Raw genomic sequence first — 19,536 nt, forward strand, 5'->3', positions numbered from 1 at the left:
GACGGCTTTACGGCGCGTTCGCGGACACTGAGACAGGCAGTTCCGGCAGCTTGCGCAATGCGATGGACAGCACCTCGGAGTCGTTCTTGCGCTGCTCGACGCGGACCGGGATGTAGCCCAGTTCCGGCGCGACCCAGAAGATGGTCGTCTTGCTCGGGTCCTTGACGCGTTCGACGCGAATCGCCTGCAACTCGCCCGCCGGCGTCTTGACCACTTCACGGCCCTTGACCTGCATCGTGTAGGTCTTGATGCGGTCGTCCTCGATCATGGTGAAGTTGCGCGGTTCGGTGGGCAGCGCGTCGGGGTGGCTGACCAGGAGGTCGCGCACCGCGAGCTGGATCGCGAGCCGGTCCATCGCATCCTCCGGGATCTGGCGTTCCTTGTCGCCCGGGCCGGTGACCGTCAGAGCGTCCCAGTCGAAATTCAGCACGAAGTTGTCCTCGGGTTCGTCGTCACGCCGGAACTCGAAGCGCTGGGTGCGGATGACGCCGTCGCGAACGCAGAATTCGCTGACCTCGTGCAACTGGCCGATGAACAGGCGTGCGAGCCCTACCGGCTTGGCGTCGTAACGATAGACATGGCAGTTCTGGCCGTCATCGTCGACCAGTTCGAATTCGGCGTGGCCCAGCGTCAGCGGGCCGCGGGTCAGGCTGTAGGACGCCTTCCAGGGCGCGAATGCCGCGTTGCTCGCACCAGTGGCGTCGGTGTCTTGCGCCGGCGCCTGGGCGCTTAGCAGCAGGCTCGCGGCGATCAGTAGGATTCGAGTCATGGCAGGAGTCCTTGTCGGTCAAGGGGTGGGGGAATCCTCGGTCGATTCCTCGAGTGGCCACAGGGCCGGCGTCTGAAGCTGGGTGTCGTCCAGCCAGGCGACGTGGTCGCGCAGACGCAGCCGCCCGTCCGCCATCCAGCGGACAGCCGCCGGGTAGATCTGCAATTCCACGTTTTCCATCACGCGTCTGGCCAGCGTCTCCTCGGTATCGGTGGGCTCGACGGCGATCCGGCCCTGTAGGACCACGGGGCCCCCGTCCAGTTCCTCGGTGACGAAGTGGATGCTGGCCCCATGCCAGTGATCCGCCGCCTCCAGCGCCCGCCGGTGGGTCTGCAGGCCACGGTACTTGGGCAGCAGCGATGGGTGAATGTTCAGCATGCGCCCCTCGAATCGGCGGATGAACTCCGCGGTGAGGATGCGCATGAAGCCCGCCAGCGCGACGATGTCGGGCTCGACCGCGGCGATGGCGTCGCCGAGCACCTGATCGAAGGCCTCGCGGGTGGGGTAGTCGCGATGATCGATGGTTTGCGTGGCGATGCCCGCCGCCTCGGCCCGCGCCAGACCCTGAACGCCCGGCCGGTTGGAGATGACCAGCACGATCCGGGCGTGAAGGTCGTCGCGCTCGGCGGCATCGATCAGCGCCTGGAGGTTACGGCCCGTGCCGGAAATCAGGACGACCAGCCGCGCCGGTTGGCTCGGGTTCATCCGTCCAGCAGTACCTTGCGCTCGCCGGCGACGATCCGGCCGATGCGCCAGGCGTCGATGTCGTGTTCAGCGGCGATGGCGAGCACGGCGTCCACGGCCTGCTGCGGCACCATCAACGTCATGCCGATGCCGCAATTGAACGTGCGGTGCATTTCGTCGTGGGCGATGTCGCCGGCCTCCTGCAACCACTGGAACAGCGGGCTGCGCGGCCAGGCGTTGGTGTCGATGATCGCCTGGCAGCCGTCCGGTAGCGAGCGCGGCACGTTCTCCAGCAGGCCGCCACCGGTGATATGGGCCATGCCGTGGACGGTCGAACGGGCCAGCATGTCCAGCACGCAGCGCACGTAGATCTGCGTGGCCGCGAGCAGGACTTCGCCCAGGCTGCGGGTCTCGCCGGGAAGCGCGGTGTTCAGGTCCACGCCGCTGACCTCGATCAGCTTGCGGACCAGCGAGAAGCCGTTGGAATGCACGCCCGATGACGCCAGGCCGATAATCACGTCGCCATCGCCGACCTGGCTGCCGTCGAGAATCGCATCGCGCTCGACCACGCCGACGCAGAATCCGGCGAGGTCGAAATCGCCGGCGGCATACATGCCCGGCATTTCCGCCGTCTCGCCGCCGACCAGCGCGCAGCCGGCCAGCTCGCAGCCCCTGGCGATGCCGCGGATGACCGTGGCCGCCTGCTCGGTGTCCAGCTTGCCGGTTGCGTAGTAGTCCAGGAAGAACAGCGGTTCGGCACCGCCGACGAGGATGTCGTTGACGCACATCGCGACGAGATCGACGCCCACGCCGGACACGTCGCCCAGTTCGATGGCGAGCTTGAGCTTGGTGCCGACGCCGTCGGTGCCGGAGACCAGCACCGGCCGGCGGTAGCGGTCCACCGGCAGTTCGAACAACGCGCCGAATCCGCCCAGGCCGCCCAGCACGCCGGGACGCTGCGTGGCCGCCACGGCCGGTTTGATCGCGTCGACAAGGGCGTTGCCGGCATCGATGTCAACGCCAGCGTCGCGGTAGGTCAGTCCTGACATGGGAGGGTTCTCGTGAGCAAAACGATGAACCCGCCGGACGGCATGGTCGCGAGCCGGAGAATCCGCGACCAACGCGCCTGTCCGCGGCGGGGAGTGGGTACAATTGTAAACCATGCGCCTGATCTATCTGACCGTGCTGGCCCTGGGGCTGGCTCTTCCGATGGCCGCTCCCGCGGCTTCCGTCGTCGTGCCCGATCTCTACGAGGGCGAAGTCGTGACCACCGACCGCGACGAAGCCACGCGCCAGGCCGCGTTGCGTCAGGTGTTCGCCAAGGTGCTGGTCAAGACCATGGGCTCGGACGGCGTCATGCAGTCGCCGCAGTCGGAATTGCTGCTGGACCGCGCTCAGGAACTGGTCACGCTTTATCGCTTCGAGCCGATTCCGGTGGAGATGCCGGAGCCGGAAACGCAGGATGACGCCGAGACGCCGGAAGCCGCCATCACGAACCCGGTGCCCGCGGAACCGCCGCCGACCCGCTATCGCTTCATCGCCCGTTTCGATCCGCGCGCCGTGCAGATGCTGCTGCGCGACGCCGGATTCACGCCGTGGCCGTCGCGGCGTCCGCTGACCCTGATCTGGCTGACGCTGGATCGTGGCGAGATCGTCAGCGGCGAGCAGCGCGATCAGGCCGAGGCCTTCGTGTCGGAAGCCGGCAGGTTGGGACTGCCCCTAGTGTTCCCGAGCATGGACTTGTCCGATCAGCGGGCGATCCGGCCGGCTGACATTCAGGGCCTGTTCACCGACGAGATCATGCGGGCCTCCGGGCGCTACGACCCCGCCAAGGTCCTGGTCGGCCGGGTGGAACGCGAGGGCAGCCTGTGGTCGGCGCGCTGGGCGATGCTGGATGCCGGCTCGCAGTCCACGAGCTGGCAGGAAACCGACGCTTCGCTGGAAGCGCTGCTGGCCGGTGGGGCGCGCACGCTCGGCCGGCGGCTGCTGGCGCAATACGGCATTGGCGGCGGGACCGCGGATGGTGTCGACAGCCGTGTGGAGCTGGCGGTCACCGGTGTGCGTTCCCTGGACGACTACGGGCGGGTGTTGAATTTCCTCACCGACCTGCCGCCGGTGACCGCCGTCACGCTGGTCGAGGCCGGTGCCGGCGGCATCATCTACCGCCTGCACACCACGGCCACGCGCGAGCAGCTCCGGCAGTCCATCGATCTCGGTCGGGTGCTGGTCGCCGACGACTACGTCGCGCCGGATGATGACCTGCTCGGTCCCGGTGCCCCGATGCGCTACGCGCTCAACCGATGACGCCCCGGATTCGGATGATGGTCGGATTCGGCGCCCTGCTCGGGGTGCTGGTCGGCGTCTGGCTGCTCAGCCCGATTCTGACGCCGTTCGTGTTCGGCGCCGGGCTCGCCTATCTGGGCGACCCGCTGGTCGACCGGCTGGAGGCGGTGCGGATTCCGCGCACGGCCGGTGTCGCGATCGTGTTCGCCTCGTTGACGCTGGCCGCGGTGATTCTCGCGCTGTTGCTGGTGCCCATGCTGCAGGAGCAGATCGTGACCGTGAGCCGGCGCGTGCCGGACCTGATCGACGCGATCCAGAATCGCTGGCTGCCGGCGATGGGCATTACGCTGCCGGAAGATTTCCGTTTCGATATCAACAGTCTGCGCCAGTTCGTGACCGAGCACTGGAGCCAGGCTGGCGGTATGGCGGCAGGGCTCTGGGGATCGCTGACGAAGTCGGGCGGTGCGGCGATCGCGCTGATCGGCAATCTGGCGCTGATACCGGTCGTCACCTTCTACCTGCTGCGCGATTGGGATCGCCTGATCGAGCGGATCGCCGAGCTGATTCCGCGCCGCTGGATGCCGACGGTGCGCGAGCTGGCGGTGGAAACCGATGACGTGCTGTCGGCCTTCATCCGCGGACAGCTGCTGGTCATGCTGTGTCTGGCGGTGGTCTACATCGTCGGCCTGTGGATCGTCGGGCTGGATCTGGCGCTGCTGATCGGTTTGATCGCGGGCCTGGTCAGCTTCGTGCCGTACCTCGGTTTCATCGTCGGGATTCTGCTGGCGGTGCTGGCCTCGCTGATCGAATCCGCGGAATGGCTGCCGCTGGTCGGTGTCGCGGTCGTGTTCGGCGTCGGGCAGCTGCTGGAGTCGACGGTGTTCACCCCGCTGCTGGTTGGTGACCGGATTGGCCTGCACCCGGTGGCGGTGATCTTCGCCGTGCTCGCCGGTGGGCAGTTGTTCGGGTTTGTCGGCGTGTTGCTGGCGTTGCCCGCGGCGGCCGCGATCGCGGTCGTGGTCCGATTCGCGACTCGGCAGTGGCTCACCAGCAGCCTTTATCGCGGCGACGGATGAACACGCCCCAGCTTCCGCTGGGTCTGCAACTCGCCGAGGCTACCGAGTTCGCCAGCTTTGTTCCCGGCGCCAATGCCGCCGTGGTCGACGCGCTGCGCCAGGGTGATCAGCCGCTGGTGCTGGTCGGCCCGCCCGGCAGCGGCAAGACCCATCTGCTGCAGGCCGCCAGCCGCCAGCCCGGTCGCCGGGCCTGGTTGCCGATGCGTCAGCTCATCGACCATGGCCCGGACATGCTCGACGCCTTCGGTGGTCTGGACTTCGTCGGCCTGGACGACGTGGACGCGGTGGCGGGCGAGCGGGACTGGGAGCTGGCATTGCTGCGCCTGATCGACCAGGCGAGGGTCGAGTCCGGGCGCTGGGTGGCGAGCCTGTCACGGCATCCCGATGCGGTGGAGTTCGCCACGCCCGATCTGCGTTCGCGCCTGCGCTGGGCGGCCTTGCATCGGCTGGAATCGCTGGACGAGACCGGATTGGGCGCGTTGTTTGAACAACGCCTGGCGGTCCGCGGCTTGCGTTGCCCCGCGTCGGTGACCCGCTACGTGCTGCGTCGCGTCTCGCGATCGGCGCCCGCCGTCGTCGCGCTGGTCGAGGCGATCGACGTCGCCAGCCTGGCGGCGCAGCGCGAGGTCACGATTCCCCTGGTGCGGGATCTTCTGGAGCGGTAGCCGACGCCGGTCCCTGCTCGCGATTGCTCAATCGCGGGTACAGCACGCAGCCCAGGAACAGCGCCACCGCGGCCAGCAGATGCGCCATCGCCGGTGTACGCCCGACCGATGTCGCGAACACTTCCATCAGGCCCAGCGCCATGTACGCCAGCGACAGCAGGCTGCACCAGGCGTAGGTGTAGCCGCGGCGTTTCCACAATCCCGGCCCGGCCGCGAACAGCGGCAGACAAAGCACGATGGCGATGCCCCAGCCGTAGGGCATGGTCGAGAGCCAGCCGAACCACAGCAGCAGGGTCAGAATCGTCGCGGCCCAGCCGAGCAGGGCGAGGGCGCGGGCAAGCGGACTCCAGCGCATCATCGGGCCAGCGTCCTGGCCAGCTCGGCGATCCGACGGCCCTGCGCGCGGCACAGTTCCGCTTCGATGTCGTCGACGCTGCGGTCGCCCTGGGCCCCGGCGACATGCGTGGCGCCGTAGGGCGTGCCGCCGGAGGTTGTTCGGGTCAGGCCTGGCTCCTGGTAGGGAATGCCGCAGATCAGCATGCCGTGATGCAGCAGTGGCAGCATCATCGCGAGCAGGGTGCTTTCCTGACCGCCGTGCAGTGAACTGGTCGAGGTGAACACGCCCGCCGGCTTGCCGGCCAGCGTGCCGGACAGCCAGTCGCCCGATGTCGTGTCCAGAAAATACTTGAGCGGTGCCGCCATGTTGCCGAAGCGGGTTGGCGAGCCCAGCAGCAGGCCGTCGCAGTCGGCAAGATCCTCGGGGTCGACATAGGGCGGCCCGTCGGCAGGGAGGTCGTCGGCTGACGGGTCGAAATCGGGGGACACCTTCGGAACGGTGCGCAGCACGGACTCGCAACCGGTCACCGAGTCCACGCCGCGGGCGATGTGTCGGGCCATCGCGGCCGTCGCGCCGTGGCGGGAGTAGTAGAGAATCAGGATTCGGGTGCTCATGGCAGCGGCGCGGACGGGGTGGCAAGGGCGTGGGTGCGGCAGAATACCCGCCCATGCGGGTAACTCAAATCGGAATCCTGTCCACGACAGTGCTGCGTCACCTGGCGATCTGCGGGCTGCTGGCCGGCTGTGTCGGGCAGCGCCAGCCGGCGCCCGTCGTATCGCCCGAGCCGGCCGCACCGGCTGTCGTCCCGGTGCAGTCGGTGGAGGCCGGGGGCGCGCTGACGGCGGCGCATCGCGCGGTGCGGGAAGCCACGCTGCGTGATGCGGAGGTCGGGGAGGCGCAATCCCTGCTGGAACGCGCCGAGTCCGCGGCCCGGCTCGGGCAGGTGTTGCGCGCGCATCGTCTGGCCCGTGCGGCGCAGGCCCGCGCCGAGGCGGCGCTGAACCAGCGCTTCGTCGAGCTGGCGCGCAACGAGCGTGAAGAGCTGCGCCAGCGCACGGTGCTCGACCAGGCCCAGGCGGCATCGCTGCGCGAGGCCGACGCCGCGCTGCTGGCCGGTGACGCGCGCCGTGCCTACGACCTGCTGGCGCATCTGAACCAGTCGACCCGCATCGCTGAAATCATCTACCGGGTGGCGCGCGGGGATACGCTCTGGGGAATCGCGGCGCGGCCGGAGGTCTACGACAACGGATTCCTGTGGCCGCTGATTTATCGGGCGAACGCGGACCGGCTGCCCAGCCCGTCGGCGCTGCGCATCGGCATGGATCTGGAGATTCCCAAACACCCCACCGTGGACGCGACCTACGAGGCCTTGCGCGAATCCGGCGGTTTGCACAGCGGCCAGGTCCGGATCGGGCCGATCCGCGTCGAGGGTGACTAGGGCCTGACTGCCCGGGCGTGGCGGATCAGCGCTGATACCAGCGGCGCGACAGCGCCTCCAGCACCCGCTCCGGGTACCAGGTCTTGCCCAGGCTGCCGTTGTAGCGGGCCAGCGCCCGTGTCAGGTCGCCATTTTCCCGGTCGAGATAGTGCTTGAGGATGGCGCAGCCGTAGCGCAGGTTGGTCTCGATCTGGAACAGGTTGTCGTTGGGACGGCCGATCTCCTCCAGCCAGAACGGCATGATCTGCATCAGGCCCAGCGCACCGGCATGGGAGATCGCGAACTTGTCGAAGCGGCTTTCGATGTCGATCACCGCCAGCACCAGCTCCGGCGGCAGTTCGGCGCGGCTGGCCTCGCGGTGAGCGACGCGGAGAATCTCCAGGCCGTCGTCGTAGGCGGCGTCGTAGGCGTCCAGCCGCGTGGCCATGTCCAGCAGCCAGACCTCGGCATCGAAGGGGTGGTCGAAGCTGTCGGCCTCGGCCACGGCCTCCATCAGCGCGGCGCGGACGCCGGGATCGGGCTCCATGACCTGGGCGTGCGCAGCGCCGCCGCCCAGCATCAGAACCAGCGCGAGACTAACCGCCGATCGCTTCGAGCACGGCATCGATGCTGTTCGCGATTTCGGTCGCTTCCTCCGCATCGCGGGCCTTGTACTCCAGCACGTCGCGATCCAGCGCGCGGTCCCCCACGACGATGCGATGCGGGATGCCGATCAGTTCCTGGTCTGCAAACATCACGCCTGGGCGCAGGTTGCGGTCGTCCAGCACGACATCGACACCGCGCTCCAGCAGCGCTTCGTACAGCTCGTTGGCGCGTTGGATCGGACGATCGCTCTTCTTGCCGCCGATCGGGGCGATGACCACCTGGAACGGCGCGACGGACGCCGGCCAGACGATGCCCTTGTCGTCGGCGCATTGCTCGATGCAGGCGGCGACCACGCGGGTCACGCCGATGCCGTAGCAGCCCATCTCCGGATGGACCTCGCGGCCGTCGGCGTCGAGGACGGTCACGTTCATCGCTTCGGTGTACTTGCGGCCGAGCTGGAAGATGTGGCCGACCTCGATGCCGCGCACCAGCTGCACCGGGCCTTCGCCGGTGGGGCTGGGGTCGCCGTCGCGAATCGTGCGCAGGTCCGCGACCTCGGGTTCGGGCAGGTCGCGGCCCCAGTTGACGTTGATCAGGTGCATGCCGTCGGCGTTCGCGCCGCAGGCGAAATTCGCCAGCGCGGCGGCGGCGTGGTCGACGATGACGGGGATGGACAGGCCCACCGGGCCCACCGATCCGAATCCGGCGCCGACGGTCGCGCGCGCGGCGGCCTCGTCAACCAGTGTGAACGGGTCGCGCACCTTGGGGTGGTTCGCGGCCTTGATGTCGTTGATCTCGTGATCGCCGCGCACGACCAGCGCCAGCGGCTTGTCGTTCTTGCCCATGACCAGCATGGTCTTGACGCACTGCTTCGGCGACAGGTCCAGGTGATTGGAGACCTGCTCGATGGTCTTGCAATGCGGCGTTTCCACCTGCTGCATCGGCGCGCCCGGCTCGGGGCGGGGACTGTCGGACGGCAGCGTGGCCGCCGCTTCCACATTGGCCGCGAACTGACCGTCACGTGCCACCGCGAGCTCGTCCTCGCCGGAGGATGCGAGGACGTGGAACTCCTCGCTGCGCGAGCCGCCAATGTCGCCGGAATCAGCCTGTACCACGCGAAAGTCCACGCCGATGCGCTCGAAGATGCGAGTGTAGGCCGCACGCATCGCCTGGTAGGTCTCTTCCAGCGACGGCTGGTCGATGTGGAAGGAGTAGGCGTCCTTCATCAGGAATTCGCGCGAGCGCATCACGCCGAAGCGCGGGCGGATCTCGTCGCGGAACTTGGTCTGGATCTGGTAGTAGTTGAGCGGAAGCTGCTTGTAGGACTTCACGTCCTGGCGCACGTGGTGGCAGATCACCTCCTCGTGAGTCGGGCCGTAGCAGAAGTCGCGATCGTGGCGATCGCGCATCTTCAGCATCAGCGGGCCCATCTTCGACCAGCGGCCGGATTCCTCCCACAGCTCGGCGGGCTGGATGCTGGGCATCAGCAGCTCGACGGCGCCGGCGCGCTGCATCTCCTCGCGGACGATGGTCTGCACGCGTTGCAGTACGCGCAGGCCCAGCGGCATCCAGGTGAACAGGCCGGAGGACAGCCGCCGGATCATGCCGGCGCGCAGCATCAGCTGATGGCTGACGATTTCGGCGTCGGCCGGCGTTTCTTTGGTCGTGGTGATCGGAAATTGTGAGAGGCGCATGGGTCTCGTCTGGTCAGGCGGCGGTGGGCGGCTCGATGGCCGTCAGCTCCCGCTCGACAAAGCCGGTGTCGGTGTGGGTCCAGGCCCGGGTCTGCAACACGCCCTTGGTGTTCAGTGACACGATCAGCAGTGGATGCCGGGTCGCGGCATCTTGCAGGGGCGACGGCAGGTCCTCCGGCTCGGCGGCGGCCGTGGGTCTGGAGTAATAGATGGCGAAGATGCCGCCGTTGCCGGCCGCCCGCGAGCAGGCCGCATCCAGCGCCTCTTTCGAATCCGTCGGGCAGGGGATCAGGTCCGCCGGCTGATCGTCGCGTAGAGCCAGCACGCCGGCGATCGGATGATCCGGCGACAACTGGGCGGCGTGCATCAGCGCGATGGCCGTGGTGCGCGGCAGCAGAAGCACGTCCGTTGAAGGCTGGGCGTCAGGCATGGATGGGGCAGGCGGGGTCTGGCGGAATCTCGTGTGCCCGGATTGTCCGCGTTTCCGGCGCAAAATGCAGCCAGCGGCTGCCCGCTTCGCCGTCTTCGATGAGCAGGCGCAGGGTTTCGAAGGCCTGCCACGCGCCGATCATGCCCACCACCGGGCCGAGTACGCCGGCATCCTCGCAGGCTTCGGCGGCCTCGCCGGTCTCGTCGAACAGGCAGCGGTAGCAGCCCGCTGACGGCAGATCGTGGCGGAAGATGCCGAGCTGGCCCTGCACCCCGATCGCGGCTCCGAGTATCAGCGGCACGCGATGGCGCGCACAGGCCGCGTTGATCGCGAACCGGGTCGGGAAGTTGTCGGTGCAGTCCAGCACGGCAGCGGCGCCGGGCAGCAGGGCATCGAACACCGATTCATCCAGCCGCGTGACATGCGCGCGGACGTCGATGTCGGGGTTGTAGTCCGTGAGCCGTTCGGTGGCGACCTCGGCCTTGGGGCGGCCCAGATCGGTGTCGCGGAAGAGAAACTGCCGATGCAGATTGCTCAGCGCAACGGCATCGTGGTCGACCAGTTCCAGCGTGCCCACGCCGGCACCGGCGAGATAGGTCGCGGCCGGATTGCCGAGACCGCCCAGGCCGATGATCACCACGCGGCTGTCGCCGATCAGTCGCTGGCCGGCTTCGCCTATCGCCGGCATCACGATCTGGCGGGCGTAGCGGGCGGCGTCGGTCAACGCAGCCGGCCGAACGTGACGCGGGGATGATCGCCCAGATCGCGCTTGCAGCCGACGTCGACAAAGCCCGCGGCCTCGAACAACGCCCGCACCGGCTCGGCCTGCTGATAGCCATGTTCCACCGCCAGCCAGCCCCGCGCGTTCAGGTAATCGGGCGCCTGGCCGATGATGGTCTTCAGGTCGGCCAGGCCATCGTCCGCGGCGATGACAGCGCCCTGCGGCTCGTACTTCAGTACGTCGTCGGACAGCGCCGGATCGTCCGCCGCGACATAGGGCGGATTGCTGACAATGCCGTCGAAGCGCATCTGGTCCAGCGCCTGGTACCAGTCGCCGGAATACCAGCGCACGCCGCTGAGCGCGCAATCCAGCGCATTGCGACGGGCGACATCCAGCGCTCCTTCCGAGGCGTCGGTGCCGACGATTTGCCAGGTCGGTTTCTCCATGGCCAGCGACAGCGCGATGGCGCCGCTGCCGGTGCCCAGGTCGACGACGCGCTGCGGCTGGGCCCCGCCGAGGCCGAGGGCCAGTTCGACCAGGGTTTCGGTATCCGGCCGTGGCACCAGTACGTCGGGTGTGACGCGCAGGCGCAGCTTCCAGAAGTGGGTCACGCCGGTGACGTAGGCCTCCGGTTCGCCCCACTGGATGCGCTGCACCCAGTCCTCGATCTGCGGGCGCAGGTCGTCGGGCGCCAGGTCATCGGCATGGGCCAGCAGCCAGGTGATCGAGCGTCCGGCCGCGTCCTCCAGCAGGCGTCTGGCCTGCGCGCCGTTGTTCAACCGGGCATCCGCCCAGGCCAGCACGTCGCCGTAGCTGCTCATGCGTCGTCGCTGATCGCCGCCAGCTGCTCGGCCTGGTATTCGGCGAGCAGCGGGTCGATCACCGGGTCCAGCGCGCCTTCCATGATCTCGGCGAGCTTGTACAGGGTCAGGTTGATGCGGTGATCGGTCACGCGGCCTTGCGGAAAGTTGTAGGTGCGGATGCGCTCGGAGCGATCGCCGCTGCCGACCTGCGACTTGCGCGAGGCGGCCTGTTCGGAAGCCTGCCGGCTCTGTTCGATTTCCAGCAGCCGGGATTGCAGCAGCGCCATGGCTTTCGCCCGGTTCTTGTGCTGCGAGCGCTCGTCCTGGCATTCGACGACGATGCCGCTGGGCAGGTGGGTGATGCGGATGGCCGAGTCGGTCTTGTTGACGTGCTGACCACCGGCGCCGCTGGCGCGGAAGGTGTCGATGCGCAGTTCGGCCGGGTTGATGTCGGTGGCCTCGACGTCATCCAGTTCCGGCAGCACCGCGACGGTGCAGGCGGAGGTGTGGATGCGCCCCTGCGATTCGGTTTCCGGCACGCGCTGGACGCGGTGCGCGCCGGATTCGAACTTCAGCCGCGAATAGGCGCCCGCGCCGACCACGCGGCTGATGACTTCCTTGTAACCACCGTGTTCACCATGGCTTTCCGACAGCGGTTCGACACGCCAGCCGCGGGTCTCGGCGTACTTCTGATACATGCGCAGCAGATCGCCGGCGAAGATCGCCGCCTCGTCACCGCCGGTGCCGGCACGGATTTCCAGGAACAGGTTGGAGTCGTCGTGCGGATCACGCGGCACGAGGAATCCGTAAAGCACGCGCTCCAGTTCGGCGCGGCGGTCGGTGACCGCGCCAACTTCGTCCTCGGCCATGGCCCGGACCTCCGGATCGCTGTCGGCCTGCATGACCTCCAGCTCCTCCAGCTCCGTTGCCGAGGCGCGCCATGCGGAGAAGGCCTCGGTCAGCGGGCCGAGATGGGCATACTCCTGGGAGAGCTTGCGGAACTTGTCCTGATTGCCGATCACGGCGGGATCGCTCAGCTCGTGGCCGAGATCCTCGTGGCGTTCGACGAGTTGTTCCAGTCTCCGTTCCAGCTTGGGGTTCATGCGTCGTTGTCCAGGTCGAACAGGCGTTTCACCGCGGCCTGCAGCGCGGCTTGATCCTCCGGCGGCGCCTCGCGGATGGCGCGACTGGGCGTGTGCAGCCAGCGCTGACCCAGCGTATGCGCCAGTCGCGGCAGTACCTTGGCCGGGTCCTCGCCCCGGGCGATCTGGGCCAGCGCCGCCGCGGTCAGCTCGTCGGCTTCGCGATTTAGTCGCTTGCGCAATTCTCCCACGACCGCGCCGGCATCCCGTGTCTGCACCCAATGCATGAACTGATCGACATGCTGCTGGATCAGTTCCTCGGCCTGTTCGGCGGCGTCGCGCCGGGCCTGCTGGTTGCGATCAATGATCGCCTGCAGGTCGTCGACCGCGTACAGGTACACGTCGTCCAGCGTGCTGGCGGCGGGTTCGATGTCGCGCGGCACGGCGATGTCCAGCGCGCAGACCGGGCGTCGGCGTCGACGCTTGAGCGCCTGCTTCAACGCGGCGCGGGTGACGATGGGCGTTGGTGAGCCGGTGCAGCTCACCAGCAGATCGGCATCCGGCAGGTAGGCGTCCAGCTCGGAAAACGGTATCGAGGCGCCGGCATGCTTGTGCGCGAGCGCATCGGCCCGCGCGGCCGTGCGATTGCAGAACAGCAACCGCCGCAGCCCGCGGGCGCGCAGATGCGCGGCGAACAGCTCGATCATCTCGCCGGCGCCGATCAGCAGGGCGGTTTGCTGCGTGACATCCTCGAAGATCTGCTCGGCGAGCCGCACGCCGGCGAACGCGAACGACACCGGGTTGCGCCCAATGCTGGTTTGCGAGCGCGCGCGCTTGGCCGCTTCGTTCGCCTTCTGGAAGAGCCGCCGCAGTGTCGGGCCGACCGCCTCGGCGGCATCCGCGTCGGCGAAGGCCTGTTTCACCTGGCCGAGAATCTGCGGCTCGCCCAGCACCATGGAATCCAGGCCCGCGGCAACGCGGAACACGTGGCGTACGGCCGCCGCATCCTCCAGCACGTAGCCGTGGCCGCTCAGGGTGTCCGCGTCCAGCGCTGATCGGCTGCCGAGCCATCGTGTGAGGCTGTCCGTGCTGTGCTGGCCGCTGGTGATCAGCTCCGTGCGATTGCAGGTGGACAGCACGACGATTTCCTCCAGGCCCTCGACCTGGCGGGCCTCGTTCAGCGCAGGCTCCAGCTCGTCCGGGGCGAACGCCGCTTGCTCCCGCAGCGCAAGAGGCGCGGTCGCATGATTGAGGCCGAGGACGAGGAGGGGCATTCGCGGGAGAAATCGGGGAAGCGCGGAATTGTCCGCGATGCCTTGTGGTCAGTACAAGCGACACGATCGCGAACGCGCCTCGGTGACGCCCGGAGGCGGCACGGATGAGCGCGGCCACGGTCGGGTATGATCGATGGTCAGCGCCAAGGAGCACGATGTTGACACTGCGAATTCTCGCCACGCTGATTCCGGCGGCCCTGCTGGCCGCATGCGTCACTGCGCCGGAGCCGGGCGACCGATTGAACGCCCTGTTCGAGGCCACCGGTGGCCCGCCGACTCCGCCAGCCGAACCGCTGCCGCAGCGGGCGCAGGCGATGTATCACGTGCTTGCCGGTCAGCTGGCGGGCGATCGTGGTGAACTGGCGCTTGCCGCGCAGGAATATCTTGAGGCCGCCAAGCTCACCGGGCAGGCGGATGTCGCCAAGGAGGCGACGCGCTACGCGCTGGCGAGCAACGATCGCGCGCTGTCGGTGGAAGCCTCGCAGCTCTGGCGCAAGGCGGCGCCGGACAACGTGCAGGCACAGGAGGCCGCGTTCCGCGTGGCGGTGCGCGCGCGTTCCTACGAGACTGCGCTGGACATGGCGGAGAGCTATGTCGCGGCCGAACCCGAGCGCAAGGGCGACGCGCTGCGCGCCGTGGCCACCACCCTGGTCCGCGACAATGTCCAGCCGGAACCGGCGATGGCGATCATGCAGCCGCTGGTCGAGGCCAACGCCGACAGTGCCGATGCGCATTACGCGCTGGGTCTGGTGGCGATGAACGTCGGTGAATGGGATGTGGCGCAGGACGCCGCGCGCAAGGCGCATGCCCTGCGCCCCGACTGGAACGACGCGACGCTGCTGGAAGCCGGCGTGCTGATCAAGCAGAAGCGCGTGCTGGAAGGCATCGCGGTGGTCAAGCCTCTGGTCGAGGACGGCAACGATCCGGATACCCGCTTCGCGCTGGCGCGTCTGCTGCTGGAGGCCGAGGCGCTGGATCTGGCGGAAGTCCAGCTCGATCGCGTGCTGGATGAGGATCCCAAACACCCCGAGGCCCGCTACGCCCGCGGCCTGCTGGCGCTGGATCGCAAGAATCTGGAACTGGCCGAGCGGCACTTTCTCGAACTGATCGAGCAGCCGGCGCAGCGGTTTGACGCGGCCTATTACCTCGGGCGCATCTCCGAGGCACGGGGCGATCTGGATGCCGCGCGTGGCTGGTATCGGCGGGTCGCCGGTGGGCGGCATCAGGTGGATGCGCTGACGCGCCGAGCCTATCTGATGGCCGACGGCGGCCATGTCGAGGAGGCGCAGGCCTATCTCCAAGGGCTGGCGCGCATGAACCCCGGCATGGAATTGCAGCTGATGCTGGTCGAGGCTGACATCCTGTTGCAGTCGGACCGGCCGGAAGCCGCGCTGGAGATCTACGAGCAGGGTCTGGTCGCCTACCCCGCCGAGGCCGATCTGCTCTACGGTCGGTCGCTGGCTCACGAACAACTCGGGCAGGTGGACAAGGCCATCGCCGATCTGCGCGAGATGGTGCAGCTTGACGAGCATGACGCGCGCGCGCTCAACGCCCTTGGCTACATCCTCACCAACCACACCGAGCGCTACTCGGAAGCCAGGGGGTACATTGCCCGTGCGCTGGAGCAGCGTCCGGATGATCCGGCGGTGATCGACAGCATGGGCTGGGTGGAATTCCGCCTGGGCAACCTGGATGCCGCGGCGGAGCATCTGCGCCGCGCCTACGAGTTGCTGGGCGATCCCGAGATCGCCGCGCACCTCGGCGAGGTGTTGTGGAAGATGGGCGAGCGTGACGAGGCCCGGCAGGTTTGGGATACCGCGCTGACCGAGCACCCGGAACACGGCACCCTGCAGGAAACCATCACGCGACTGTCGCCGTAGGCGGGCATTCGCGCGTCCGACCATGACTTCCGTTTTCCGCCGGCCGACCGGGCGGCGATTTCACATCGCTTGCGTCGCGGTTCTGCTGCTCGGCGGCTGCACCCACTGGGGTGTGCAACCCGGCGAGGAGGCCGCCGACGAGCGCGCCTGGGCGCAGCGTCAGGCGGCGCTGCGCTCGCTGACGCACTGGACGCTCAACGGGCGGATCGCATCGACCGGGCTGTTCGGATTTTCCGGCCGCGTGCGCTGGCAGCAGGCGGATGAAACCTTCGTGATCGACGTGGCCGGGCCGTTCGGTGCCGGTGCCACACGGCTGACCGGGCATCCCCAACAGGTGGAGATCCGCAACGCCGACGGCGCGTGGGTTACCAGCGACCCGGAAGGCATGCTGCGAGACGCATACGGCTGGACGCTGCCGCTGGACGGATTGCAGGCCTGGGCGCTGGGACTGCCGATTGACGGTGTTCCCGCGGCGGTCACGGTCAACGGCGCCGGTCAGCTCCAGACGCTGGAGCAGGCGGGGTGGGTCATTCACTACGAAGCCTACGCGCCAACCGACACCGGACTCGCGATGCCCCAGAAGCTGACCGTGGACAACGGCGAAACGCGCTGGCGCGTGCTGGTGGATCGCTGGACGTTTCCGACCCCGGCGGGGCCGGCGGGATGATGCTGGGCCGCTGGGTTTCGCCGGCGAAGCTCAACCTGTGCCTGCACATCACCGGCCGCTACGACAACGGCTACCATGCGCTGCAAAGCGTGTTCGTGCCGATCACGTTGAGCGACAGCATCACCATCTACCGCCGTGACGATGCTCGGATCGAGCGGTCGGGCGGGCTGGACGATGTGGAGCCCGAGGCCGATCTGGCGATTCGAGCCGCCCGGCTGCTTGCGGCCGAAATGGGCGAGGCGCCCTTCGGCATCACCATCGACATCGACAAGCAGATTCCGGCGGGTGCCGGGATGGGGGGCGGTTCGAGCAATGCCGCCACGGTCCTGGTCGCGTTGAACGTGCTCTGGGAGGCGGGTCTGGACGGCGATGCGCTGCGCGATCTGGGCGCGCGGCTGGGCGCCGATGTGCCGTTCTTCATCGACGCGGTTCCGGCCTGGGTCGAAGGCGTGGGCGAGCGGATCACGCCGGTCCAGGTCGCGGACGCGGACTTTCTGGTCGTGGTGCCGCCGGTGCACGTGAGTACGGCGACCGTGTTCAATCACCCCAAATTGACAAGGAATCAACCCCTTACCAAAATGTCGGCCCTCTCGCAGGCCGGGCTGGCTGCGGAGATTGTTGTCAACGGACACAACAACTGCGAACCCGTGGTGCTGGAGCAGGCGCCAGAAGTTTCAGAAGTGTTTGATTGGCTTGAAGAATTTGGAAGGCCGCGCATGTCCGGTACCGGAAGCGCGGTCTTTGTCGTCGTGGACGACGCGGCGGTCGCTGCCGCAGCCCTGAACCGGCTGCCGGCGCGCTGGCGCGGTTGGCACTGCGGCATCTGGTCCGGATCGAGGCGATTCGACCAAGGGGCCGAGTGAGCCCGCGGGTTTGTTCGACGCGTCCGGTCTGACGCGTAGCGGCAGACGGCGAACCTGCGCGGCTCGTCGAGACAATTTGATTTTGGGGCGTAGCCAAGCGGTAAGGCATCGGGTTTTGATCCCGTGATTCGCAGGTTCGAATCCTGCCGCCCCAGCCACACATTGAACCCGCTTCGGCGGGGCACGGCACGGGTCGTCGGACGCCGTGGCAGCAGGAACATCCGTCCACAGGCGAAGCGATGACAGATTCTTCCTTGATGCTTTTCACCGGCAACGCCAATCCGGTGCTTGCGCAAGAGGTTGCCGACAACTTCAAGCTCCCGCTGGGCAAATGCGTGGTCGGTCGGTTCTCCGATGGCGAGGTCATGGTCGAGCTGATGGAGAACGTGCGCGGCAAGGACGTGTTCGTGATCCAGCCGACCTGCTGGCCGACCAACGACAACGTGATGGAGCTGCTGATGATGATCGATGCGCTGCATCGCGCATCGGCCGGCCGAATCACCGCGGTCATGCCGTATTACGGCTACGCCCGACAGGATCGCCGCTCGCGCTCGGCGCGTGTGCCGATCTCCGCCAAGGTGGTCGCGAGCATGATCGGCACCGTGGGCGCCGACCGCGTGCTGACGGTGGACCTGCACGCCGACCAGATCCAGGGCTTCTTCGACGTGCCGGTGGACAACGTCTACGCCTCGCCGCTGCTGCTGGGTGACATCTGGCGGCAGAAGTACGAGGACCTGATCGTCGTGTCGCCGGACGTGGGCGGCGTGGTCCGCGCGCGCGCGGTCGCGAAGCGCCTGGATGACGCCGATCTGGCGATCATCGACAAGCGGCGCCCGCGGGCGAATGTGGCCGAGGTGATGAACATCATCGGCGACGTGCGCGGCAAGACCTGCGTGATCGTTGATGACCTGGTCGACACCGCCGGCACGCTGGCGCAGGCCGCGCAGGCGCTGAAGAATCATGGCGCCGCGCGTGTCGTCGCCTACGTGACGCATCCGGTGCTGTCCGGGCCGGCGGTGCAGAACGTGAACAATTCGGTGCTGGATGAGCTGGTCGTGACCGACACCATCCCGCTGTCGCCGGAAGCCGCGGCCTCGCCGCGCATCCGGCAGTTGCACATCGCGACGATGCTCGCCGAGACCATCCGGCGCGTGTCCAACGAAGAGAGCGTCAGTTCGCTTTACATCGACTGATTTTCAACCCGTCCTCGCAAGCCTGGTCGCGGGAAGTGAGGGCATTTTTAACCACTGGAGAAACACCATGAGTGAGGACTTTATCGTCCATGCAGAGACTCGATCGGTGCAGGGAACGGGTGCGAGCCGCCGTCTGCGTCGTTCGGGCCGGGTCCCGGCCATCCTGTACGGAGGCGAGTCGGAGCCTGTTCAGCTGTCCGTCGATCACAACGAGATGCTGCGCCATCTGGAACACGAGGCGTTCTACTCGCACATCCTGAGCGTCGAAGTCGACGGCAAGGCCGAGAACGCGGTGCTGAAGGACTTGCAGCGTCATCCGTCCAAGGCGCAGATCCTCCACGCCGACTTCATGCGTGTCGTGGCCGGTCAGGTCATGCGCATGACGGTGCCGCTGCACTTCGTCGGTGAAGAGACGGCGCCGGGCATCAAGAACAACGGTGGTGTGCTGGATCGCGTTCGCAACGAACTCGAAATCGAGTGCTTGCCGAAGAACCTGCCGGAGTACATCGCGGTCGACGTGTCCGGACTGGATGTCAACGAATCCATCCATCTGGAAGAGCTGACCCTGCCGGAAGGCGTGACGTCGGTTGCCCAGATGCACGGTGAGAACTGGACCGTTGCCGCGGTTCACGTGCCGCGTGCGGCCGTCGAGACCGATGAGGAAGGCGAAGAGGGCGCCGAGGACGCAGCGGGTGATGAAGCCGCTGACGGCGAGGACGAGTCGGAAGACTGATCCGGCTCCGTGACAGCGTCCATCGCTGCCATCATCGGGCTCGGCAACCCCGGGCCCGATTACACCCGCACGCGGCATAACGCGGGCTGGTGGCTGGTGGACAGGCTGGCGTCCCAGGCGGGCGCCAGTCTGTCTCCCAACAAGAAGATGAACGCCGAGCTGGCACAGGTCAGTCTCGGCGGGCAGAAGGTCTGGCTGGTCAAGCCGCAGACCTTCATGAATCGCAGCGGCCAGGCCATGCAGGCGCTGGCCAGTTTCTACAAGCTCCCGACCGAATCACTGCTCGTCGCGCATGACGAACTGGACCTGCCCTGCGGCACGGTGCGTTTGAAGCGTGGTGGTGGTCACGGCGGGCACAA

22 protein-coding genes and 1 tRNA gene are annotated in these 19,536 nt (G+C 67.7%); 11 read left to right on the plus strand and 12 right to left on the minus strand.

Features of this window, described 5'->3' with window-relative positions:
• Positions 1–7 precede the first annotated feature (7 nt).
• Genes ABNS06_RS06235 through purM form a run of 3 tightly spaced genes read right to left on the minus strand, consistent with a single transcriptional unit; the run spans position 8 to position 2,502 of the window.
• Entirely contained in the window at positions 8–769 is a 762-nt protein-coding gene (locus tag ABNS06_RS06235) for a DUF3108 domain-containing protein (protein WP_348673275.1), read from the minus strand.
• Positions 770–787: 18 nt separating this feature from the next.
• Entirely contained in the window at positions 788–1,474 is a 687-nt protein-coding gene (gene purN, locus ABNS06_RS06240) for a phosphoribosylglycinamide formyltransferase (protein ID WP_348673276.1), read from the minus strand.
• Complete coding sequence (purM, locus tag ABNS06_RS06245) at positions 1,471–2,502, minus strand: phosphoribosylformylglycinamidine cyclo-ligase (protein WP_348673277.1); 1,032 nt, start codon at positions 2,500–2,502, stop codon at positions 1,471–1,473. Before purM ends, purN begins: the two co-directional genes overlap by 4 nt.
• 112 nt (positions 2,503–2,614) lie before the next feature.
• Here purM and ABNS06_RS06250 point away from each other — a divergent pair, with 112 nt between their 5' ends.
• Genes ABNS06_RS06250 through ABNS06_RS06260 form a run of 3 tightly spaced genes read left to right on the plus strand, consistent with a single transcriptional unit; the run spans position 2,615 to position 5,477 of the window.
• Positions 2,615–3,757, plus strand: a complete 1,143-nt coding sequence (locus ABNS06_RS06250; RefSeq protein ID WP_348673278.1) for a DUF2066 domain-containing protein — start codon at positions 2,615–2,617, stop codon at positions 3,755–3,757.
• Complete coding sequence (locus ABNS06_RS06255; RefSeq protein WP_348673279.1) at positions 3,754–4,812, plus strand: AI-2E family transporter; 1,059 nt, start codon at positions 3,754–3,756, stop codon at positions 4,810–4,812. Before ABNS06_RS06250 ends, ABNS06_RS06255 begins: the two co-directional genes overlap by 4 nt.
• Positions 4,809–5,477, plus strand: a complete 669-nt coding sequence (locus ABNS06_RS06260; protein ID WP_348673281.1) for a DnaA regulatory inactivator Hda — start codon at positions 4,809–4,811, stop codon at positions 5,475–5,477. Before ABNS06_RS06255 ends, ABNS06_RS06260 begins: the two co-directional genes overlap by 4 nt.
• Here the strand turns inward: ABNS06_RS06260 and ABNS06_RS06265 are convergent.
• Together ABNS06_RS06265 and wrbA are read right to left on the minus strand one after the other, a co-directional pair.
• A complete protein-coding gene (locus ABNS06_RS06265; protein WP_348673282.1) occupies positions 5,440–5,835 on the minus strand; it encodes a DUF2069 domain-containing protein in 396 nt (131 codons plus the stop codon). The genes ABNS06_RS06260 and ABNS06_RS06265 overlap by 38 nt on opposite strands.
• Entirely contained in the window at positions 5,832–6,428 is a 597-nt protein-coding gene (wrbA, locus tag ABNS06_RS06270) for an NAD(P)H:quinone oxidoreductase (RefSeq protein ID WP_348673284.1), read from the minus strand. The genes ABNS06_RS06265 and wrbA overlap by 4 nt, the downstream gene beginning before the upstream one ends.
• A gap of 53 nt (positions 6,429–6,481) precedes the next feature.
• On the opposite strand from wrbA, the gene ABNS06_RS06275 reads away from it, so the two are divergent.
• The gene (locus ABNS06_RS06275) at positions 6,482–7,252 is read left to right on the plus strand and encodes a LysM domain-containing protein (RefSeq protein ID WP_348673285.1); all 771 of its coding nucleotides are present in this window, start codon (positions 6,482–6,484) and stop codon (positions 7,250–7,252) included.
• Between the two features lie 25 nt (positions 7,253–7,277).
• Here the strand turns inward: ABNS06_RS06275 and ABNS06_RS06280 are convergent, their stop codons facing one another.
• From ABNS06_RS06280 to hemA, 7 genes are read right to left on the minus strand one after another with little or no spacing between them, the layout of a single operon-like run.
• Positions 7,278–7,856, minus strand: coding sequence for a transglycosylase SLT domain-containing protein (locus ABNS06_RS06280; RefSeq protein WP_348673287.1), 579 nt, complete (start codon positions 7,854–7,856; stop codon positions 7,278–7,280).
• Positions 7,828–9,531, minus strand: coding sequence for a proline--tRNA ligase (locus ABNS06_RS06285; protein ID WP_348673288.1), 1,704 nt, complete (start codon positions 9,529–9,531; stop codon positions 7,828–7,830). Before ABNS06_RS06285 ends, ABNS06_RS06280 begins: the two co-directional genes overlap by 29 nt.
• 13 nt (positions 9,532–9,544) lie before the next feature.
• The gene (locus ABNS06_RS06290) at positions 9,545–9,961 is read right to left on the minus strand and encodes a hypothetical protein (RefSeq protein ID WP_348673289.1); all 417 of its coding nucleotides are present in this window, start codon (positions 9,959–9,961) and stop codon (positions 9,545–9,547) included.
• The gene (locus ABNS06_RS06295) at positions 9,954–10,685 is read right to left on the minus strand and encodes a HesA/MoeB/ThiF family protein (protein WP_348673290.1); all 732 of its coding nucleotides are present in this window, start codon (positions 10,683–10,685) and stop codon (positions 9,954–9,956) included. The genes ABNS06_RS06290 and ABNS06_RS06295 overlap by 8 nt, the downstream gene beginning before the upstream one ends.
• A complete protein-coding gene (gene prmC / locus ABNS06_RS06300; RefSeq protein ID WP_348673291.1) occupies positions 10,682–11,503 on the minus strand; it encodes a peptide chain release factor N(5)-glutamine methyltransferase in 822 nt (273 codons plus the stop codon). Before prmC ends, ABNS06_RS06295 begins: the two co-directional genes overlap by 4 nt.
• On the minus strand, positions 11,500–12,588 hold the full coding sequence (gene prfA, locus ABNS06_RS06305) for a peptide chain release factor 1 (RefSeq protein WP_348673292.1): 1,089 nt from the start codon (positions 12,586–12,588) through the stop codon (positions 11,500–11,502). Before prfA ends, prmC begins: the two co-directional genes overlap by 4 nt.
• On the minus strand, positions 12,585–13,841 hold the full coding sequence (gene hemA / locus ABNS06_RS06310; RefSeq protein ID WP_348673294.1) for a glutamyl-tRNA reductase: 1,257 nt from the start codon (positions 13,839–13,841) through the stop codon (positions 12,585–12,587). The genes prfA and hemA overlap by 4 nt, the downstream gene beginning before the upstream one ends.
• 155 nt (positions 13,842–13,996) lie before the next feature.
• Between hemA and ABNS06_RS06315 the strand changes: the two genes are divergently transcribed.
• From ABNS06_RS06315 to pth, 7 genes are all read left to right on the plus strand, one after another.
• The gene (locus ABNS06_RS06315) at positions 13,997–15,721 is read left to right on the plus strand and encodes a tetratricopeptide repeat protein (RefSeq protein ID WP_348673296.1); all 1,725 of its coding nucleotides are present in this window, start codon (positions 13,997–13,999) and stop codon (positions 15,719–15,721) included.
• Positions 15,722–15,743: 22 nt separating this feature from the next.
• Positions 15,744–16,388, plus strand: coding sequence for a lipoprotein insertase outer membrane protein LolB (gene lolB / locus ABNS06_RS06320; protein ID WP_348673297.1), 645 nt, complete (start codon positions 15,744–15,746; stop codon positions 16,386–16,388).
• The gene (gene ispE, locus ABNS06_RS06325) at positions 16,385–17,251 is read left to right on the plus strand and encodes a 4-(cytidine 5'-diphospho)-2-C-methyl-D-erythritol kinase (protein WP_348673298.1); all 867 of its coding nucleotides are present in this window, start codon (positions 16,385–16,387) and stop codon (positions 17,249–17,251) included. Before lolB ends, ispE begins: the two co-directional genes overlap by 4 nt.
• A gap of 83 nt (positions 17,252–17,334) precedes the next feature.
• Positions 17,335–17,409 (plus strand) — tRNA-Gln (locus tag ABNS06_RS06330).
• Between the two features lie 81 nt (positions 17,410–17,490).
• Positions 17,491–18,444, plus strand: a complete 954-nt coding sequence (locus ABNS06_RS06335; RefSeq protein WP_348673299.1) for a ribose-phosphate diphosphokinase — start codon at positions 17,491–17,493, stop codon at positions 18,442–18,444.
• 67 nt (positions 18,445–18,511) lie between these two features.
• Positions 18,512–19,177, plus strand: a complete 666-nt coding sequence (locus tag ABNS06_RS06340) for a 50S ribosomal protein L25/general stress protein Ctc (RefSeq protein ID WP_348673300.1) — start codon at positions 18,512–18,514, stop codon at positions 19,175–19,177.
• Positions 19,178–19,186: 9 nt separating this feature from the next.
• A partial coding sequence (gene pth / locus ABNS06_RS06345; RefSeq protein WP_348673302.1) for an aminoacyl-tRNA hydrolase occupies positions 19,187–19,536 on the plus strand: 350 nt, incomplete at its 3' end.

This window comes from uncultured Abyssibacter sp. (genome assembly GCF_964000955.1).
In the GTDB taxonomy this organism is placed as follows: Bacteria; Pseudomonadota; Gammaproteobacteria; order Nevskiales; family OUC007; genus Abyssibacter.

What these genes read in the sequence shown, in the direction of transcription:
- ABNS06_RS06250 (WP_348673278.1), top strand. Translation starts at nt 2,615, where the DNA reads ATGCGCCTGATCTATCTGACCGTGCTGGCCCTGGGGCTGGCTCTTCCG.
- purN (WP_348673276.1), bottom strand. Translation starts at nt 1,474, where the DNA reads ATGAACCCGAGCCAACCGGCGCGGCTGGTCGTCCTGATTTCCGGCACG.
- prfA (WP_348673292.1), bottom strand. Translation starts at nt 12,588, where the DNA reads ATGAACCCCAAGCTGGAACGGAGACTGGAACAACTCGTCGAACGCCAC.
- ABNS06_RS06275 (WP_348673285.1), top strand. Translation starts at nt 6,482, where the DNA reads ATGCGGGTAACTCAAATCGGAATCCTGTCCACGACAGTGCTGCGTCAC.
- prmC (WP_348673291.1), bottom strand. Translation starts at nt 11,503, where the DNA reads ATGAGCAGCTACGGCGACGTGCTGGCCTGGGCGGATGCCCGGTTGAAC.
- ABNS06_RS06280 (WP_348673287.1), bottom strand. Translation starts at nt 7,856, where the DNA reads ATGCCGTGCTCGAAGCGATCGGCGGTTAGTCTCGCGCTGGTTCTGATG.
- ABNS06_RS06235 (WP_348673275.1), bottom strand. Translation starts at nt 769, where the DNA reads ATGACTCGAATCCTACTGATCGCCGCGAGCCTGCTGCTAAGCGCCCAG.
- ABNS06_RS06340 (WP_348673300.1), top strand. Translation starts at nt 18,512, where the DNA reads ATGAGTGAGGACTTTATCGTCCATGCAGAGACTCGATCGGTGCAGGGA.
- ispE (WP_348673298.1), top strand. Translation starts at nt 16,385, where the DNA reads ATGATGCTGGGCCGCTGGGTTTCGCCGGCGAAGCTCAACCTGTGCCTG.
- ABNS06_RS06265 (WP_348673282.1), bottom strand. Translation starts at nt 5,835, where the DNA reads ATGATGCGCTGGAGTCCGCTTGCCCGCGCCCTCGCCCTGCTCGGCTGG.
- ABNS06_RS06255 (WP_348673279.1), top strand. Translation starts at nt 3,754, where the DNA reads ATGACGCCCCGGATTCGGATGATGGTCGGATTCGGCGCCCTGCTCGGG.
- purM (WP_348673277.1), bottom strand. Translation starts at nt 2,502, where the DNA reads ATGTCAGGACTGACCTACCGCGACGCTGGCGTTGACATCGATGCCGGC.
- ABNS06_RS06335 (WP_348673299.1), top strand. Translation starts at nt 17,491, where the DNA reads ATGACAGATTCTTCCTTGATGCTTTTCACCGGCAACGCCAATCCGGTG.
- ABNS06_RS06315 (WP_348673296.1), top strand. Translation starts at nt 13,997, where the DNA reads ATGTTGACACTGCGAATTCTCGCCACGCTGATTCCGGCGGCCCTGCTG.
- ABNS06_RS06290 (WP_348673289.1), bottom strand. Translation starts at nt 9,961, where the DNA reads ATGCCTGACGCCCAGCCTTCAACGGACGTGCTTCTGCTGCCGCGCACC.
- ABNS06_RS06260 (WP_348673281.1), top strand. Translation starts at nt 4,809, where the DNA reads ATGAACACGCCCCAGCTTCCGCTGGGTCTGCAACTCGCCGAGGCTACC.
- wrbA (WP_348673284.1), bottom strand. Translation starts at nt 6,428, where the DNA reads ATGAGCACCCGAATCCTGATTCTCTACTACTCCCGCCACGGCGCGACG.
- hemA (WP_348673294.1), bottom strand. Translation starts at nt 13,841, where the DNA reads ATGCCCCTCCTCGTCCTCGGCCTCAATCATGCGACCGCGCCTCTTGCG.
- ABNS06_RS06285 (WP_348673288.1), bottom strand. Translation starts at nt 9,531, where the DNA reads ATGCGCCTCTCACAATTTCCGATCACCACGACCAAAGAAACGCCGGCC.
- lolB (WP_348673297.1), top strand. Translation starts at nt 15,744, where the DNA reads ATGACTTCCGTTTTCCGCCGGCCGACCGGGCGGCGATTTCACATCGCT.